The 16,562-nt window shown below is 69.6% G+C and carries 18 protein-coding genes; 10 read left to right on the forward strand and 8 right to left on the reverse strand.

What is annotated here, in order from left to right; all coding sequences use genetic code 11:
* Window positions 1-113 precede the first annotated feature (113 nt).
* From ACLJRL_RS04535 to ACLJRL_RS04550, 4 genes are all read left to right on the forward strand, one after another.
* Window positions 114-917: an EamA family transporter gene (locus ACLJRL_RS04535; protein WP_410654703.1), complete on the forward strand. Its 804-nt coding sequence runs from the start codon at window positions 114-116 to the stop codon at window positions 915-917.
* Between the two features lie 67 nt (window positions 918-984).
* Window positions 985-2,337 carry a glutamine synthetase gene (locus ACLJRL_RS04540; RefSeq protein WP_410654704.1) on the forward strand — a complete coding sequence of 451 codons (1,353 nt, stop codon included), beginning with the start codon at window positions 985-987 and terminating at the stop codon, window positions 2,335-2,337.
* Window positions 2,338-2,361: 24 nt separating this feature from the next.
* Complete coding sequence (locus ACLJRL_RS04545; protein ID WP_410654705.1) at window positions 2,362-2,778, forward strand: GNAT family N-acetyltransferase; 417 nt, start codon at window positions 2,362-2,364, stop codon at window positions 2,776-2,778.
* Entirely contained in the window at window positions 2,778-3,539 is a 762-nt protein-coding gene (locus ACLJRL_RS04550) for a DUF6885 family protein (RefSeq protein WP_410655159.1), read from the forward strand. The genes ACLJRL_RS04545 and ACLJRL_RS04550 overlap by 1 nt, the downstream gene beginning before the upstream one ends.
* On the opposite strand, the gene ACLJRL_RS04555 is transcribed toward ACLJRL_RS04550, so the two are convergent.
* The 3 genes from ACLJRL_RS04555 to ACLJRL_RS04565 all read right to left on the reverse strand — a co-directional run bounded on the left by ACLJRL_RS04555 (window position 3,514) and on the right by ACLJRL_RS04565 (window position 6,939).
* A complete protein-coding gene (locus tag ACLJRL_RS04555) occupies window positions 3,514-4,959 on the reverse strand; it encodes an APC family permease (protein ID WP_410655160.1) in 1,446 nt (481 codons plus the stop codon). The genes ACLJRL_RS04550 and ACLJRL_RS04555 overlap by 26 nt on opposite strands.
* Window positions 4,960-5,083: 124 nt before the next feature.
* The gene (locus ACLJRL_RS04560) at window positions 5,084-5,746 is read right to left on the reverse strand and encodes a response regulator (protein ID WP_410654706.1); all 663 of its coding nucleotides are present in this window, start codon (window positions 5,744-5,746) and stop codon (window positions 5,084-5,086) included.
* Window positions 5,743-6,939, reverse strand: a complete 1,197-nt coding sequence (locus ACLJRL_RS04565; RefSeq protein WP_410654707.1) for a sensor histidine kinase — start codon at window positions 6,937-6,939, stop codon at window positions 5,743-5,745. Before ACLJRL_RS04565 ends, ACLJRL_RS04560 begins: the two co-directional genes overlap by 4 nt.
* Before the next feature lie 109 nt (window positions 6,940-7,048).
* Between ACLJRL_RS04565 and ACLJRL_RS04570 the strand changes: the two genes are divergently transcribed.
* Both ACLJRL_RS04570 and ACLJRL_RS04575 read left to right on the forward strand, forming a co-directional pair.
* Window positions 7,049-7,651: a hypothetical protein gene (locus ACLJRL_RS04570; RefSeq protein ID WP_410654708.1), complete on the forward strand. Its 603-nt coding sequence runs from the start codon at window positions 7,049-7,051 to the stop codon at window positions 7,649-7,651.
* Window positions 7,648-7,860 (forward strand): hypothetical protein, encoded by a 213-nt coding sequence (locus ACLJRL_RS04575; protein WP_410654709.1) that lies wholly within the window; start codon window positions 7,648-7,650, stop codon window positions 7,858-7,860. The genes ACLJRL_RS04570 and ACLJRL_RS04575 overlap by 4 nt, the downstream gene beginning before the upstream one ends.
* On the opposite strand, the gene ACLJRL_RS04580 is transcribed toward ACLJRL_RS04575, so the two are convergent.
* A complete protein-coding gene (locus ACLJRL_RS04580) occupies window positions 7,852-9,084 on the reverse strand; it encodes a hypothetical protein (protein WP_410654710.1) in 1,233 nt (410 codons plus the stop codon). The two genes, ACLJRL_RS04575 and ACLJRL_RS04580, sit on opposite strands and share 9 nt — an antisense overlap.
* Window positions 9,081-9,881 (reverse strand): class I SAM-dependent methyltransferase, encoded by an 801-nt coding sequence (locus tag ACLJRL_RS04585; RefSeq protein WP_410654711.1) that lies wholly within the window; start codon window positions 9,879-9,881, stop codon window positions 9,081-9,083. The genes ACLJRL_RS04580 and ACLJRL_RS04585 overlap by 4 nt, the downstream gene beginning before the upstream one ends.
* Before the next feature lie 63 nt (window positions 9,882-9,944).
* Between ACLJRL_RS04585 and ACLJRL_RS04590 the strand changes: the two genes are divergently transcribed.
* Window positions 9,945-10,322: a hypothetical protein gene (locus ACLJRL_RS04590; RefSeq protein ID WP_410654712.1), complete on the forward strand. Its 378-nt coding sequence runs from the start codon at window positions 9,945-9,947 to the stop codon at window positions 10,320-10,322.
* 46 nt (window positions 10,323-10,368) lie between these two features.
* Window positions 10,369-11,568 (forward strand): hypothetical protein, encoded by a 1,200-nt coding sequence (locus ACLJRL_RS04595; protein WP_410654713.1) that lies wholly within the window; start codon window positions 10,369-10,371, stop codon window positions 11,566-11,568.
* Between the two features lie 125 nt (window positions 11,569-11,693).
* On the opposite strand, the gene ACLJRL_RS04600 is transcribed toward ACLJRL_RS04595, so the two are convergent.
* Window positions 11,694-13,094, reverse strand: a complete 1,401-nt coding sequence (locus ACLJRL_RS04600; protein WP_410654714.1) for an RNA polymerase sigma factor — start codon at window positions 13,092-13,094, stop codon at window positions 11,694-11,696.
* A 246-nt stretch (window positions 13,095-13,340) separates the two neighbouring features.
* The gene (gene ppgK, locus ACLJRL_RS04605) at window positions 13,341-14,102 is read right to left on the reverse strand and encodes a polyphosphate--glucose phosphotransferase (RefSeq protein ID WP_410655161.1); all 762 of its coding nucleotides are present in this window, start codon (window positions 14,100-14,102) and stop codon (window positions 13,341-13,343) included.
* Window positions 14,103-14,166: 64 nt separating this feature from the next.
* Between ppgK and ACLJRL_RS04610 the strand changes: the two genes are divergently transcribed.
* Window positions 14,167-14,985 (forward strand): inositol monophosphatase family protein, encoded by an 819-nt coding sequence (locus ACLJRL_RS04610; RefSeq protein ID WP_410654715.1) that lies wholly within the window; start codon window positions 14,167-14,169, stop codon window positions 14,983-14,985.
* Window positions 14,986-15,063: 78 nt separating this feature from the next.
* Here ACLJRL_RS04610 and cei read toward each other — a convergent pair whose 3' ends face one another.
* Window positions 15,064-15,747 (reverse strand): envelope integrity protein Cei, encoded by a 684-nt coding sequence (cei, locus tag ACLJRL_RS04615; RefSeq protein WP_410654716.1) that lies wholly within the window; start codon window positions 15,745-15,747, stop codon window positions 15,064-15,066.
* Window positions 15,748-16,203: 456 nt separating this feature from the next.
* On the opposite strand from cei, the gene ACLJRL_RS04620 reads away from it, so the two are divergent.
* Entirely contained in the window at window positions 16,204-16,512 is a 309-nt protein-coding gene (locus ACLJRL_RS04620; protein ID WP_410654717.1) for a DUF4193 domain-containing protein, read from the forward strand.
* Window positions 16,513-16,562 lie beyond the last annotated feature (50 nt).

Consider the following 16,562-nt stretch of genomic DNA (forward strand, 5'->3'; position numbering starts at 1 on the left):
CCGAAACCGTCTTTTCCCATGTCAGGCACCATGCGAAGGTGGGTAGCGCAGTCCTCCGGAATCGCCTTTCGAGCGTCCCGGCTCCGATCTTGTTCGTTCTCAGCGGAATTTCCATGTACGCCGGTGCGGCCGTCGCCGTAGGTCTCTTTTCGGTCGCCTCCCCCGCGGGGGTGGCATGGCTCCGGTGCCTCGGGGCCGCGGTCGTGCTGCTGGCGTGGCGGCGGCCACCCCGCTCGGCGTGGACCGGGCGCGCGTTGCTGCTCGCCGCCACCTTCGGCATCGTCACCGCCGGGATGAACGTCCTGTTCTACGAGGCGCTCGCCCGGTTGCCGCTCGGCACGGCCGTCGCACTCGAGTTCGCCGGGCCTGTTCTGGTCGCGGCGTTCGGCTCGCGCACCCGCCGCGACGTCCTCGCGCTCCTGCTGGTGGTGGCCGGGGTGGTCACGATCGCCGACGTCCGGCTCGAAGGCAGCGTGCTCGGCGTGCTCTTCGCGCTGGGCGCGGCGGCGACCTGGGCCGGGTACATCCTGCTCGGGAAGCGGGTCGCGGCCGGCGGCAACGGGATCGACGCGCTGGCCGTCGGGTTCGTCGTGGGGACCGTGGTGCTGTCGCCGCTGGCGTTCGGCACCGGCGCGGTGTGGGGTTCGCCACGGCTGCTGCTCCTGGGCATCGGGGTGGGCGTGCTCGCGACCGTCGTGCCCTACGCGCTTGACCAGGTCGTCCTGCGCAAGGCCGGGCAGGCACGGTTCGCGCTGCTGCTCGCCCTGCTGCCGGTCACCGCCGGGGTGATCGGCTTCCTCTGGCTGAAGCAGGTCCCGACACTGCCCGAGGCGATCGGCACGCTGGCCGTCGTCGCCGGGGTGGCGCTGCGCTCGCCCGAGCCCCGCGACCGGACCGTGGCCGAACCGCCGGCGTAACCCGATGGCCCAGGGCCCCTCCGAACGGGATACTGACCGGATCGGGGCGAGCAGGAGGACCGGGGCCATGACGAAGGCGGCATCGGCGGCGGCGAAGGATCTGGCCGCGACCGGGGTGAGCGGTGTCCACCTGGCCTGGGCGGACAACAACGGCATCCCGCGGTCCCGGATCATCCCGATCGCCGGGCTGGCGAACGCGGCGAGCCGAGGTGTCGGCGTCACGGCGCTCTTCGCGGTCTTCGACAGCCACGACGCGATCACGTTCGCGCACGCGGGCCTGGCGACGCCGTCGGGCGACGTCCGGCTGATTCCGGTGATCGAGCGGCTGCGGCGGCTCGTCGGCCAGCCGGCGCTCGCCTGGGCCCCCGGACGGCAGGTCGCCGCCGACGGCTCGCCCTGGCCGTACTGCCAGCGCGGGGTCCTGGAGCGGCAGGTCGAGGTCGCCGCGGAGCGCGGGCTGGAGTTCAAGGCAGGCTACGAGCTGGAATTCGCCGTCGCACCGGCCGGGAGTCCCGGCATCGTCGGCTCGCCAGGGCACCGGGGGCCGGCCTACAGCCCGCACGCGCTGGTCCCGCTGGACGGTTTCATCGCGTCCCTGCTGCACGACTTCGCCGCCAACGGCCTCGACATCGGCCAGCTGCACGCCGAGTACGGCCTCGCGCAGATCGAACTCTCGCTGCCGGCCACCGACCCGGTCTCCGCCGCCGACGACCAGTTGCTGGCGCGTCAGACCATCCACGCCGCCGCGCACGCCCACGGGCTCGTCGTGAGCTTCGCGCCGATGGTCGGGCTGGAGACGGCGGGCAACGGCTGGCATCTGCACACCTCGGTCCGCCGCAAGGGCCGCAACCTGCTCGCGGGCGACGGCCTCCCGGGGCCGGAGGGCGCCGCGTACCTGGCCGGCCTGCTGCGGGACCTGCCCGCGCTGACCGCCGTCACCGCGCCCAGCGTCCCGTCCACGATGCGGCTGCGTCCCGGCTACTTCGCGGGCGCCTACGTCTTCTGGGGCGTGGAGAACCGCGAAGCGCCGCTTCGGTACGTGCCCGCGACGACGATGCTCGGTGACGCGCACGCGAACGTCGAGCTCAAGACCTCCGACGCCTCCGCCAACCCGTACCTCGCGCTCACGGCCGTCCTGGCCGCGGGGATGGCCGGGATCGAGGACGCCTTGGTGCCGCCGGAGCCGGTCGATACCGATCCGGGAGGCTGGACCGAGGGCGAACGGGAGAGCCGGGGCATCGTCCGCCTGCCGGAGGACCCGGCCGGGCAGGACGCGGCCCTGCTCGCGTCGCCCCGGGTGGCGGGCGCGCTCGGGAACGAACTCCTGGGCGCCTTCCGCGCCGTCCGGGCCTCGGACGCCGCGTGGGCCGCCGACCGCAGCACCGAAGAGATCATCGCCGAGCACCTGTGGCGTTACTAGCCGCTACCAGAACCGGGAGGGCACGTGACCGACATCCGACGGGCCGGCACCGTCGAAGAGGTCGTCGCCGCCGAGCACCTGTTCGACGGCCCCGCGCAGAGGAGCGCGTCCGAGAAATTCCTCGTGGGGGAGGAGAACCACCTGCTGATCGCGTACGAGGACGGGGTCCCGGCGGGGATGATCACCGGCACCGAGGTGACGCATCCGGACAAGGGCACCGAGATGTTCCTCAACGAACTCGACGTCAGCCCGGACTACCAGCGGCGCGGGATCGGCCGCGACCTGGTCGACGCGCTGGCCACGATCGCGCGGGAACGGGGCTGCACCGGTATGTGGGTCGGCGTCGAACCGGACAATTCCGCCGCGCTGGCGACCTACGCGTCGGCCGGGGCCTCGAACGAAGGACCGTTCATCATGCAGTCGTGGACGTTCGAGAGCTGATGTCCAGCGGAATCGACGACGACCGCACCGGTCTCTCCGGTCATCGCTGGCTGCCCGGCGGCGAGCACCTCGTCGCGGTGGCGCGGCCCGAACTGCCGCAGAAGGACGGGCTCGCCGGCCCTTTCACGGCCTTGGCGGCCCTGCGCGCAGCGGGTTTCGACGTCGCCGATCAGGACGAGGTCGCGGCCTTGGCGGGCACGGTTCTCCCTGAAGTGCCGGAACTTCCGGCGGGTGAAGAGTCCCGTGTGGACTATCGCCTGGCCCTGCCGGTGTCGGAGCCGGGTGCCGGGACGACGCCGGAAGGGCTGGCGCGCGCGATCGAGACGCTCTCGGGCGGACGGCTCGCCGCGGTGCCCGCCACCGGGAACTGGGCGCCGCAGTCGCTGTTCATGCTCCTGGCCGCGCTGTGGCATCTACCGCGTGTCGCGCTGATCGCCGACGTGGACCCGGCCGAATTCGGCGCGCACGACACCCCGGTGCGCGCGCTGCTCGACTACCTCGACACCGGAGTTCCGCCGCTGTGGTCGTCACGGTGGCGCCCGTCGACAGGACATTTCGTCCTGGTGACCGGGATGCGGATCGGCGTCGAAGGAACCCTGGTGTCCCTTATGGACGGTTACGCGTCCTTGGGGGACAACGGTTTACACGACCAGCCAGTGGAATGGGTGGCCGCGGCGCTGAGCCGGATGCTGGTCGTGGTGGACGTCGGTGAGGCCGAGGCCGCCGACGCCGCGATCAAGACGGCCGGTCTGTGGAGTTAGTGTCCTCGGCCGGCTTCGCGAAGCGGGAGTGCTTGCGCCCGTAGAAGACGTAGATCAGCAGGCCGAGCGCCAGCCACGCGGCGAACCGCAGCCAGGTCATCACGTCGAGGTTGAGCATCAGGTACAGGCACGCCAGCGCCGCCGCGATCGGCAGGTAGGGCGAGAACGGCACGGTGAACGGGCGCTCCAGGTCCGGGCGGCGTTTCCGCAGCACCGGGACGGCCACCGCGACGATGATCATCGCCGAGAGCGCGCCGATGCTGACCATGTCGGCGAGTTCGGAGATCGGGATGAAGGCGGCGAGCAGCGCGATCAGCACGGCACCGGCGATGGTCATCCGGTGCGGGGTTCCCCAGCGCGGGTGCGTCGTGCCGAACTTCTTCGGCAGCAGGCCGTCGCGGCCCATCGCGAAGCCGATCCGCCCGATCGTCACCAGTTCCACCATCATCACCGACGTCAGCCCGGTGACCGCGCCGAGCGAGATCAGCGCGCCCACCCAGTGCTGCCCGACCCGGTCGAAGGCGTCGGCGAGCGGGGCGCCCGAGTCGATCTCGGCGAACGGCACCATCCCGGTCAGCACCAGCGAGACGCTGATATAGAGCAGGGCACAGACACCGAGCGCGCCGAGAATGCCGACCCGCAGGTCGCGTTTCGGGTTCATGGTCTCCTCGCCGAGGTTGGCGAGTGCTTCGAAACCGGTGTAGGCGAAGAAGACGACCGCGGCGGCGGTGACCATCCCGGCGATACCGTAGACGGACTGTTCCAGCCCGAGTACGGCTTGCACGATCGGTTGATGCAGCGCGTTCGCGGTCTCCGTCGGCGGCTGGGCGGGCGGAATGAACGGAGTGAGGTTCTCGGCGCGGATGAAGAAGACGCCGACCGCGAGGATCAGCACGCACACCGCGACCTTCACCAGCACGAGCACGTTCGTCACCCGCGCCGACTCCTTGATCCCGATGACGGCGATCACGGTCAGCACGGCGATGATCGCGACCGCGCCGATGTTCACTTTCGCGTCCTCCCCGAACCAGTCGGGCGAAAGTCCCATCAGGTTCGCGAGATAGCCGGACCAGCCGCGGGACACCACGGCCGCGCCGAGGGCGAACTCGAGCAGCAGGTCCCAGCCGATGATCCAGGCGAACGTCTCCCCGAGAGTGGCGAAGGCGTAGGTGTAGGCACTCCCGGCCGTCGGCACACTGGAGGCCAGTTCGGCGTAGCAGAGCGCGGCCAGCCCGGCCACGACGGCGCCGAGCACGAACGACAGCGTCACCGACGGGCCCGCGTGGGACTTCGCCTCGACGCCGGCGAGGGTGAAGATCCCGGTGCCGATGATGATGCCGACGCCGAAACCGATCAGGTCACGACCGCGCAGGCGGCGTTTCAGCTCGCCCGAGTCCTGTCGCTTCAGGACCTCGTCCACGTCCAGAGTTCGCCGCATGAACGGTCACGCTAGAAGATCGCCGCCCACCTCGCAGAACAGTGAGAGCCGAAGGCGACCCAGGGCCCCGGTGGCGGCGCGGCATTGGTTCGCGCCGGGGCCGCCTTCAGCTCTCCAGGACGATGCCGTTCTCCTGCGCCAGGATCGCCGCCTGTACCCGGGACCTCAGCCCCAGTTTCGTCAGCACCCGGGAAACGTGCGTCTTCACCGTCGTCTCGCCGATGTGCAGCCTCGTGCCGATCTGCGCGTTCGACAGGCCGCCGCCGAGGCAGGCCAGCACGTCTCGCTCGCGTTCGGTCAGGTCGCCGAGGCCGTCCGGGACGGCGACCGGTTCCCGGGTGCCCGAGGCGAACGCGGCGATGAGCTTCCGCGTGACCTGCGGCGCGAGTACTCCTTCGCCCGCCGCGACCAGTTTCACCGCCTCGATGAGCCGCGAGGCCTCCACCGATTTCAGCAGGAATCCGGCCGCGCCCGCCCGCAGCGCCGCGTGCACGTATTCGTCGAGGTCGAAGGTGGTCAGCACGAGGACTTCGCACAGTCCCTCGGCGGTCAGTTCCCGCGTGGCGGCGATGCCGTCGACGCCGGGCATCCGGACGTCCATCAGCACGACGTCCGGCCTCAGCGCCCTCGCCTGACGGACGGCGGTGGCGCCGTCCGCGGCCTCGCCGACCACCTCGATGCCCTCGGCGTTGCCGAGGATCATCATCAGCCCGGCGCGGATCGCACCGTGGTCGTCGGCGACCAGCACCTTGATGTTCCCGTCGCTCAAGACCCCTCCAGAGGCAGTTCCGCGCGGACCAGCCAGCCGCCGCCGGACGGTCCGGCCGCGAGCACACCGCCCACGGCGGCGGCCCGTTCCCGCATGTTCAGCAAGCCGAGACCGGTCCCGTTGCCGTCGGGGGAACCCGGCTGAAGATCATTGCGCACTTCGACGGTGAGTATGCCGCCGCGGCGGCGGATGTCGAGGACCGCCCGCCCGCCGGGGGCGTGTTTGGCCGCGTTCGTGAGCGCTTCCTGCGCGATCCGGTACGCGGTCAGATCGACGGCGGCGGGCAGGGGAGGGGCTTCGTCCACAGTGGAGCGGACCTCGACGTCCAGCCCGCTCGCCCGCGCCGATTCGACCAGTTTGGACAGTTCGGCCAGCCGGGCGGGCGCGGTCGGCTCGATCTCGGAGTCCCCTGTGGACGGATCCCCGCGCAGTAGCCCGATCATCGCGCGCATCTCCTCCAGTGCGCTGACACTGTTCTCCCGCACCGATTCCAGCACCTTCCTGGACAGTTTCGGGTCGGCGTTCGCCATCGACAACGCCGCTTCGGACTGGATCGCGATCGCGGAGAGGTGCCCGGCGATGACGTCGTGCAGGTCCCGCGCCATCTTCGAGCGCTCCCCGGCCACGGCGGCCTTGCGGTCCAGCTGGCCGATCGTGGCGACCTGCATCGCGTTCGCCCGTTCGTTCTCGGCGATGTCCCGCTGCTGCCGCACGTTCGTCGCCCACCACACCGGGGTGACCAGGAACGGCAGCAGCGCGAACGCGACCACGATCGCCGTCCGCCATTCCGACGAGAGGATGAGCGCCAGGCAGACCACCGCGAGCGTCCCGATCGCGGCGATGCCGATCATCGTCCGGCTGGTGCGCCGCGAACCGTAGAGCGTCGTGGCGTAGAGGAAGTCGGTGAAGACGACGAGGATCGGCAGCGAGGGACTGATCGCCACGATGTCCACGATGACCACGGCCAGCGCGCAGAGCACCGCCAGCGGCACCTTGCGGCGCAGCATCTCCAGCGAGCACAGCACGGTCAGCTCGGTCAGCCGGATCCACAGCGGTGTCGTGTCCGGGCCGTTGAGCAGGACCTGCATCCCGCTCAGGTAGACCAGGGCGCCGGCGATCCAGGTGCCGGCGGCGATGACGAGGTCCTGCTTCCACTGGGGAAGATGGCTCAGGCGCGGGACCAACGGGGGCACCGGTCCATCCCAGCACACCGGGACGCGGGACGGGTCCTCCTAACTGATGACGATGATCTAGATCTGTTCACCGACGCGGACCGGCGGTGCCGCGGGCGAGACTCGAACCGTGAACAAGATCTGGGACTTCATCGCGGAAAACCCGATGGCGGCCGTGATCGCCGGCGGGGAGATCGGCTTCTGGGTCGCCATCGGCGCCGGCCTGCTGGCCCGCTACCTGCTCCGGCTGAAGCGGACGAGCACCGTACTGCTGGCTCTCACCCCGGTGATCGACATCGTGGTGCTGGTCGCGACGGTCCTCGACCTGCAAGGCGGCGCCAAGGCGACCTTCGTGCACGGCCTCGCCGCCGTGTACCTGGGCTTCAGCGTGGCGTTCGGGCCGTCGATGATCCGGTGGGCCGATGTGCGGTTCGCGCACCGGTTCGCGGGCGGGCCGCCTCCGCCGCCCAAGCCGAGGGGCCGGGAGAAGGCCCGCGCCGAATGGCGCGACTGGGGGAAGTGCGTGCTCGCGAGCGCGATCGCCGCCGGGGTGCTGCTCGTGCTGATCGTCATGGTCGGCGACACCGAGCAGGTCGCGGCGCTGTGGGGCTGGCTGCCGCGGCTGGGGGTCGTGACGGCCATCTGGTTCGCCACCGGCCCGCTGTGGCAGCAGTTCACGCCCCACGACGACCACAAGGACGACGACCGTATTTCGGAAGGAGCGCGACGATGATCGAGCTACTGGGGATTCTGCTGCTGGTGCAGGGCGGCGGCGGGCTGATCAACCGGCTGCTGGGGAGCAGCAACCCGAGCTGGTTCGTCCAGCTTCACCTGCTCCCGCCGGGGATGCACATCGTCGCGAGCGCGCTGATGGTGGCCGCGGGGGCGGCGGTGCTGTTCGGCGAGCGTGCGCGCAAGCAGCGCCGCAGCGGGTCAGAGTGACACGAGGACCTGCATGACCCCGAGAACGATGGTGACGACCGTCAGCACGACGGTGACCACGGTGAGCCGCGTGACCCGCGCGCTCACCGTGTTCTCGTAGGAATACCGGGTCTCCTCGTCCATCGCCTCGGCCTGGCGGTCGAGCTGGGCCACGATCCGCTCCACGCCCATGCTGGTGACCAGACGCCGCTCCAGCAGGTCGACCTCGGGCGGGAGTACCGAATGGAGCATTTCGAGGATGTCGTCGAGCGAGCCGCGGAGCAGGCGGGTGCGGGTCGCTGCCTTCTTCTTGGTTTTCAGTGCTTTCATTTCGCGCTGGGCGTTGCGCAGCCATTGGTCGGCGAGCGCCATCCGGATCAGGACCCGTTCGAGGATGAAGAGCATCCCGTGGTCGAGCCCGCCGACGGCGCTGTCGATGCCGAAGTACGGCTCGTCCTCGCCGAACGGGCCGCGCATCAGCTCGCCCTGGTGCTCGATGTAGTCGGAATCCTTGCTGTTGAGGCAGATGATCCCGCCGGCCATCGTGTAGGCGGCGACGAAGGAGCGCGTGCCCCAGGATGGTCCGAGCGCGTCGCGGGCGACCTCGCGGGGCACGAACCGCCAGCCCTCGTCGCTGGTCGCCATCCCGTAGAACGGCCGGGGATCGGCCGCGACCCGTTGCGCGGGTGGATGTCCGTCGTGCGACCGAAGTTCGACGCACCAGCCTTTACGGCTCAGCCCCTCGGACAGCTCGCAGCCCTTGGTCAGGTCCTCGAAGACATGGGTGACGGCTTTGAGGAGCGAGGAAAAGGACTTCTCGCCGTAGCGGCCGTGCAGTCCGCTCTGCCCGTTCGCGGTCTCGCGGCCCTGAAGGCTCTGCAGGACGGCGATGGCGAGGTCGAACTCGGTGGCCTGGCGATCGGGGTCGGCGTTGGTGATCGTGGTGGCGAGGATCAGCGTCATCGCGTGGTAGGCCGGGTGCCAGGTGACGACGAGTTCGCACGGCAGGCTGACCGCGCCGACACAGATCGACAGCCGTGAACCGCCGGTGCGTTTGCGCAGCACCCGTCTTCGCGGCGGGGTCGTGTAGCTGGCGAGGAAGCCTTCCGCGGCGGCCCACTCCTTGCCGAGGTCGCCGTCGAGATGGGTCAGCAGACCCCGGTCCCGGCCGCCGTCCAGGACCTTCTCCGCCTCTCGCTCGGACAAGGGGACCGCCCAGGCGAAGGTGAGGAGCAGTGCGGTCATGCGTCCTCGCGGCGCAGCAGGGCGACCAGGTCCCGCCCGAGATGGCGACGCAGCGGGCCGGAGGCGTTGACCAGTTCGTCGCGGTCGATGTGCTCGTCGGCGGGGCCGAGGTCCTCGAGGACGTGGTAGGTCCACTCCCAGGCCGTCCGCCAGCCCGCTTCCGCGGCGTCCGCGGTGACCTCTTCGGGATCGAGATAGCGGATCGGGAGTGCCGGTCCGTCGCCGTCGCGCAGCGCTTTGTCGAACTCTTCGCGGCCGACGCGGCGGGAGCGGACCTCGCCGTCGGCCTCGACGCTGTCCAGGCTGTACTTGCCCTGCCCGATCGGCGACCGGCTGTAGGCCAGCACGAGCGTGCCGCCCGGCGCGGTGACCTCGGCCAGGCGTCGCAGGATCGGCGCGACGTCCGAGGTCGGCACGTGCTGGATGACGTGGCTGCACACCACGAGGTCGTACGGGCCACCGTCGAGTTCGGTGATCGGCGAGACGGTGAAGGTGACTTCGGTGTCCTTCAGCGCGTTCCGGCGGGCCGTGGCGAGGCGGTCCGGGTCGGGGTCCGCGGCGGTGATGACGGCGGAGAACCGGGAGAGCCAGTCGAGCAGGCGCCCCTCGCCGCAGCCGGCGTCGAGCGCCTTGAGCTCGTCGCGCGCGCCGAGGCCCGCCGTGAGCTGCTCGGCGACTTTGCCGAGGGCGCGATCTTCGCTGGCCGTCCAATAGCCGTCGTAGGGTTCGTGCCGTCGGATGAACATCCCGGTGACGTGGTCGCCGGCGTCCGGGTAGCGGTAGCTCTCGGTCAGCACAGTCGCGAATATAGCCGGATTCGAGGCTTCTCCTCCCCCTCCGCGCGGGATTACCCTCCAGGTGTGGCAACCGGGCCTGTCGCGTTGTACACCGCCGTCGCCGTGGCGCCGACGGTTCTTTTCTGGTGCGCGCTGAAAGTTCCGGCGGTGCTGCGCTGGTGGCGACGCCGTCGTGAGCCCGAGGTCCCGGCCGGGCCGCCCATCGAGCAACTCGCCGCCGATCTCCGGCGGGTGCACCGGCTGCTGGCCGACCTCCCGTCCGGAGCTTCGGCCGTCCGACGGCACGGCACTCGCCAGGCGTACGACGCGCTGCTCGTCCAGGCCTGTCAGGAGGTCGAGGTCGCGCACCGGCTGGACACGCTGCCGGAGGGGTTCGACCGCGGGATCGAACGGCTGCGTATCGAGGAATCCCTGGCGGAGCGCGGACTTTCGGTGTCCTGAACCGGTTTGTATCGAATGTATGCGGGTCACCGGGAGCCTCCCCGGTATGAAGAGGCTGGGACTGCTCGCTTCGCTCCTCCTGGTGTTCGCGCTCATCCCCGGGGTCGCCTCCGCCGCGGCGACCTTCCCGAGGATGGACGCGGCCACGGTCGACGGCTATCGCTGGACGCCGGGTACGACCTTCGACACTTACGCCGCCCGCATCGCCGCGCTGGAGACGAAACTCCCACCACGCGGGCTCCCGGAAATCCTTTCGACGGCGAACCGGTCGGCGCGGCCGCTGTGCCACGGCACCTACCTCGCCGCGGCGCTGAAACCGGCGGGCTTCTGCTGGGAGAACGCCAATGACGACAAGACCAACGACTGGATCCCGCAGGGCCTGACCGGCTCCGGTGACGCCGACGCGGCGACCGGGAAGGTCGGCGGCAAACGGGTCGTGGCGACGTCCTGGCACACCCCGGGCGACACCATGGTCCGCCTGTCCTTTGTGGACGCTTCCGGGCTCGGCTACCGGCACGTGCTGCTCGTGGAGCCGACGTCGAACGACAATTTCGCCGTCGTGCAGGGGCACGGGCACGGGATGACCTGGATCGGGAACCGGCTGTTCGTCGCGACCACCGGGGGAGTGGTGCGAGTGTTCGACACGCGCCACTTCTGGAAGGTCGACGACAGCTCCGGCGTCGTCGGGAAGGGCCCGGGCGGCAAGTACCACGCGGCCTTCTACGACTACGCGATGCCGCAGATCGGCGCGTTCTGGTACCCCGGTGGCGGTACCTGCACCACCGCGACGGGGCCGCGTCCGTGTCTTTCGACGATGTCCTTCGACCACAGTGACAGCTCGATCGTTACCTCCGAGCACGTGTCCAATGGAGCCGGGAGCCGGGTGCTGCGCTGGCCGTTCGACCGCGCGACCGGCCTGCCGAAGATGTCGGCCGACGGCACCGTGCACGCGAAGGAAGGCTTCCTGTCACCGGTCTGGGGGATGCAGGGAGCGGTGTCGCGTAACGGATATTTCGTGATGACCGGCGTCTGCCCGGAGTACGCCGGGGTGCCCGGCGACCATCCGTCGTGCCTGCATGGCGGTGTCGGCGGCACGTCGACGTCCCGGCTGAGCGGGAAGGCACCGGTGAACTCGCAGAACCTGTCGTACTGGCCGGCGACGGGGGAGCTGTGGCTGATGAACGAGCAGCTCCGGGAGCGGGTGACCGTGCACGTCCCGTGGACCACGCTCACCGGCAGGCCCTGACGCCCCTCCCTTTCGCGTTTAGTCCTCTAGTTGCGGTCCTTGCGTACGCAACTACCGCAACTAGAGGACTAAACGCGAAAGACCCCGTCACCCAAGGGCGACGGGGTCTTTCGTGAGCCTGAAATCTAGTCCAGGTAGTCGCGCAGCACCTGCGAACGCGACGGGTGACGCAGCTTCGACATCGTCTTCGACTCGATCTGCCGGATGCGCTCACGGGTCACCCCGTACACCTGGCCGATCTCGTCGAGCGTGCGCGGCTGGCCGTCGGTGAGGCCGAACCGTAGCCGCACCACACCCGCCTCACGCTCGGACAGCGTCTGCAGCACCGACTGGAGCTGGTCCTGCAGCAACGTGAACGACACCGCGTCGACCGCGACGACGGCCTCGGAGTCCTCGATGAAGTCACCGAGCTGCGAGTCACCTTCGTCACCGATGGTCTGGTCGAGCGAGATCGGCTCACGGGCGTACTGCTGGATCTCGAGGACCTTCTCCGGGGAGATGTCCATTTCCTTCGCGAGCTCTTCGGGGGTGGGCTCGCGACCGAGGTCCTGCAGGAGTTCACGCTGTATACGGCCGAGCTTGTTGATGACCTCGACCATGTGCACCGGGATACGGATGGTGCGGGCCTGGTCGGCCATCGCGCGGGTGATCGCCTGACGGATCCACCAGGTGGCGTACGTGGAGAACTTGTAGCCCTTGGTGTAGTCGAACTTCTCGACCGCGCGGATCAGACCGAGGTTGCCCTCCTGGATCAGGTCCAGGAACGCCATGCCGCGACCGGTGTAGCGCTTGGCCAGCGAAACCACGAGCCGGAGGTTCGCCTCCAGGAGGTGGTTCTTCGCCCGTTCACCGTCGCGCACGATCCACTTGAGGTCGCGCCGCATCTGGGTGACGAGCTTCTCGCCCTCCTCCTCGGCGTTGCGGACGCGCTCGGCGGCGTAGAGCCCGGCCTCGATGCGCTTGGCGAGCTCCACCTCCTCCTCGGCGTTCAGCAGGGCGACCTTGCCGATCTGCTTCAGATACGCGCGGACCGAGTCCGCCGAAGCGGTGAGCTCGGCGTCCTTGCGGGCCTGGCGCAGCGCCTCGGACTCCTCCTCGTCCCAGACGAAGTCCGGGTTGTCGGAGGTCTTTCCGGCGTTCTTGTCGGCGTTCGTGCGACGTGCGCGCGGGGGCGTCTCTTCGACGTCCTCCTCGGACTCGGCGTCCTCTTCCGTCTCCTCGGTGACCGTCGCGTCGACGACGTCCACCTCGACCTCTTCGAGGTCGGACAGATCCGGGGTTTCGAGGTCGGCTTCGTCGATCTCGCCGGGGCCGTCTTCCGATTCGCCGTCTTCGGTCTTGGCACCCTTGGTGGTGGGTTTCTTGGCCGGAGCCTTCTTCGCCGGGGCCTTCTTCGCGCCGGCCGCCTTGGGAGCGGTCTTGCGCGCCTCGGGCTTGGCCGCGCCGGTGGCTGCCTCGTCGGCCGGCTCGCCGGCTGCGGTCGCTGTCTTCGTCCCGCTTCGGGTTGCGGTTCTTGCGGCTGCCACTTACGCCCTTTCGCAGCGGTCGAACATGACGAGCCGAGGTGTGATGGCCTCAGCTGCCTCAAACTTCGGGGAACACCCCTCGGCCTGCGGTTTTCCACGTTCTCGTGAATGCCGCCGCCGTGGGCCGTGTTCCATTGTAACGACGATACGTGACAGCGTCGCCGCGCGGATCACCGACCGGCGGGCGCGACACGCCGTCCGACCCGCCGAAGTGACATCTGTGGCACGGATGTCAGCTCGGCCGCGTCAGTGTTCGATGCCTTCCGCCGCGGCCGCCGCCGCACCGACGATGCCCGCGTTGTTCTGCAAGGACGCGACGATGACGGGCGTGCGGATCTCCAGCAAGGGCACCCACTTGTGCGACTTCTTGCTGACCCCGCCGCCGACGATGAACAGGTCCGGCCAGATCAGGTTTTCCAGCACGGTGAGATACCTGTTCACCCGTTCCGCCCATTCGGGGTACGACAGTTCCTCGTTGTCCTTGACCGACGCCGCCGCCTTCTTCTCGGCGTCGAACCCGTCGACCTCGATGTGGCCGAACTCGGTGTTGGGCACGAGCTTGCCGTCCTGGAAGACCGCGCTGCCGATGCCCGTGCCGAAGGTGAGCAGCGCGGTCACGCCGCGGCGTGCCACCGGGTCGCCCCAGCGGACCTCGGCCATGCCCGCCGCGTCGGCGTCGTTGAGCATCGCGATGTCGTCGACGGTGCGGCCGAGACGCTTGGCGAACAAGGCGTCCGCGTCGGTGCCGATCCACTTGTGGTCGATGTTGGCCGCGGTGTGCGCGACCCCCTTCTTGACCACCGCCGGCAGGGTGACCCCCACCGGGCCGTCCCAGCCCGCCTGCCCGGTGATCTCGGCGACGACGTCGGCCACCGCTTCGGGCGTGGACGGCTGCGGCGTGGCGAAGCGAATTCGGTCGCCGACCAGCTGTCCCTGCTCCAAATCGACCAACGCGCCCTTGATCCCGCTACCGCCGATGTCGATTCCGAAACCTCGGGTCGCCTCCACTGACGTGGTCCCTTCTCGCACGATTCAGAAGCCTGCCTCGGAGACTTTAACCGGATGTGGTGACATGGCGGACGTGGGAGTTGACGAGACGTTGCTGAAGAGTGTCGCCGAGCGTGTCGCGGGCGAGGCCGCCGAACTGGTCCACGAGGCCTGGACCGGGATGAACGCGGGCCGCCAGGTGCGGGTGGACACCAAATCCGCCGACACCGACGTGGTGACCGCGGTGGACCACGAGTCGGAACGACTGGTGCGCGCGCGGCTGGCCGAACTGCGGCCGGACGACGCCGTGCTGGGCGAGGAGGGCGGCGGCGTCGCCGGCGACGGGGTCACCTGGGTTGTCGACCCGATCGACGGAACGGTGAACTTCCTCTACGGCCTGCCGTGGTTCGCCGTTTCGGTGGCCGCACAGATCGGCGGGGTGTCGGTGGCGGGCGCCGTCATCGAACCGGTGAGCGGCCGCCGCTGGACCGCCGCGCGCGGGCAGGGCGCGTTCCTGGACGGGCGGCCCTTGTCGGTCAACGCCCCGGAGCGGCTCGATCTGACGCTCGTCGGCACCGGATTCGCCTACAAGGTCGAACGGCGCACCAAACAGGCCCGCTTCGTCGCCGAACTGGCGACGCGGGTGCGCGACGTGCGGCGCAACGGAGCCGCCTCACTGGACCTGTGCGCGGTCGCGGCGGGCTGGCTGGACGCGTACGTCGAACACGGGCTCGGCCGGTGGGACTGGGCCGCTGGGGCGCTCATCGCCGCCGAGGCGGGAGCCCTGGTGTCCCTTCCGGGGGAAGACGCCGAGCTGGGACCGGACGCGACCTTCGCGGTGGCGCCGTCGATCGCCGCGCCGTTGCGTCAGGCGCTGGTCGACTCCGGGGCGGGCGTGATCTGAGGGGTTCCGGACGCTATGAACGACTCGTTACTTGCAAAATTTGCAAGTAACGAGTCGTTCATAGCACTTGAGAGAGGGTCAGCAGGGGGCTTCGCGAGCGGCCTTGAGCAACGCCTGGTCGATCACCGGGGCACCGCCGCCGGAGGACTGCTCGCCGCCGCCGTTGCCTTGCTGCGCCTTCGACCACTGCGTCAGCTGCTCGAGCACCTGGCGCGCCTCGGCCTTCGGGCGGATGTCGCCGAAGAGGCTGCCGGTGGTGATCGTGACCGACGCGTCCTTGCGGTTGTCCTTCACCAGTTCGGCGCACGGGACCACCAGGCTCAGCGTGCGGGCCGCCGCCGCGCCGTTCTCGCCGAAGCGGATCTGGCCGCGGCACTTGGCTTCGGAGTTCTCGTAGGCCGGGTCGTTGACCGGGTCCAGCGCCTGGGAGAAGCCCAGTTCCTTGAGCGAGTTGGTGGCGATGCCGCCCTGGCCGCGGACCTTGGAGCCGTTGAGCACCTGGACGGCGACCTTGTCCGGCGGCACCGGCGCGCGGTCGTCCAGCCCGTCGTGCGCCAGCGGTGTGTACGTGACGCCGGGCTGCGGCGCGGGCGGCGGATCGCAGCGGATCACGGCGTCGATGTCGCTGCGGCTCGTCACGACGTTCACCCAGACGATCACAGCGCCGAGCGCCAGCACCCCGATCACGATGAGTGCCGGCAGCGGATTGTGTTTGCGATACGGCTTCGCCTCGCGGTCCCCGATGCCGTTCCCCGACGCCACCTGCCAGTCCCTTCCCCAAAGCCCGGATCCCCGGACGGTGTGTTCACTCACACCGTCGTGTCCGATCAGCCTAGGCGTTACGGCGAAGGTGATCGGCGCGGGCCTCCGGATAGCACCACGCGATGGCCACTCCGGGCAAGCGGCCGGGCCCGTGGGGTGAGGATCCCGACTCGGGGGCAACCCATTCGGACGACAGGCGTCTTTATGGCAGGTTCCCCCTGTTGGGTGACGTAATCGCAGCAATGTCTGACTCGTTGCAGAGCCGGTATCGGCGTGAGCTACCCTTCGCGGGCTCAGGCGGCAGTAAGAGGGACAAAAGAGAGACCTCGCTCACTGCCTCGCCGGGCACAAACAGGGGCGCTGGGACGTTAACCAGCGGCACGAAGGATTCACGAGCCGCGCGCTCGAGGGTCCGGGCCATCTGACATCGAAGCTGATCGCAGGGGTGAGGGACAAATGGCGACCGACTACGACGCTCCGCGCCGCAGCGAAGCCGACGAGCTGGCCGAAGACTCGTTGGAAGAGCTCAAGGCACGGCGTAACGAAAACCAGTCCGGCGTCGTGGACGTCGACGAGGACGCGACCGCCGAAAACTTCGAGCTGCCGGGCGCGGACCTCTCCGGACTTTCCGGGGAGGACCTGACCGTCAAGGTCGTGCCCAAGCAGGCCGACGAGTTCACCTGCTCTGTCTGCTTCCTGGTGCACCACCGCAGCAGGTTGTCGGAGGAGAGTGGCGGACGGCTCATCTGCCGCGACTGCGCCTGAGCCTACGGGCACAGGGGACGGCGCGACAGGGGTTTCGGGGTCTAAACAGG

It is taken from the genome of Amycolatopsis sp. lyj-112 (genome assembly GCF_046549055.1).
Lineage (GTDB): Bacteria > Actinomycetota > Actinomycetes > Mycobacteriales > Pseudonocardiaceae > Amycolatopsis.

Excerpts from the sequence above, each read along its gene's own strand:
- ACLJRL_RS04535 (WP_410654703.1), top strand. The coding sequence starts at position 114 with ATGTACGCCGGTGCGGCCGTCGCCGTAGGTCTCTTTTCGGTCGCCTCC.
- ACLJRL_RS04540 (WP_410654704.1), top strand. The coding sequence starts at position 985 with ATGACGAAGGCGGCATCGGCGGCGGCGAAGGATCTGGCCGCGACCGGG.
- ACLJRL_RS04550 (WP_410655159.1), top strand. The coding sequence starts at position 2,778 with ATGTCCAGCGGAATCGACGACGACCGCACCGGTCTCTCCGGTCATCGC.
- ACLJRL_RS04575 (WP_410654709.1), top strand. The coding sequence starts at position 7,648 with ATGATCGAGCTACTGGGGATTCTGCTGCTGGTGCAGGGCGGCGGCGGG.
- ACLJRL_RS04580 (WP_410654710.1), bottom strand. The coding sequence starts at position 9,084 with ATGACCGCACTGCTCCTCACCTTCGCCTGGGCGGTCCCCTTGTCCGAG.
- ACLJRL_RS04595 (WP_410654713.1), top strand. The coding sequence starts at position 10,369 with ATGAAGAGGCTGGGACTGCTCGCTTCGCTCCTCCTGGTGTTCGCGCTC.
- ACLJRL_RS04610 (WP_410654715.1), top strand. The coding sequence starts at position 14,167 with ATGGCGGACGTGGGAGTTGACGAGACGTTGCTGAAGAGTGTCGCCGAG.
- ACLJRL_RS04620 (WP_410654717.1), top strand. The coding sequence starts at position 16,204 with ATGGCGACCGACTACGACGCTCCGCGCCGCAGCGAAGCCGACGAGCTG.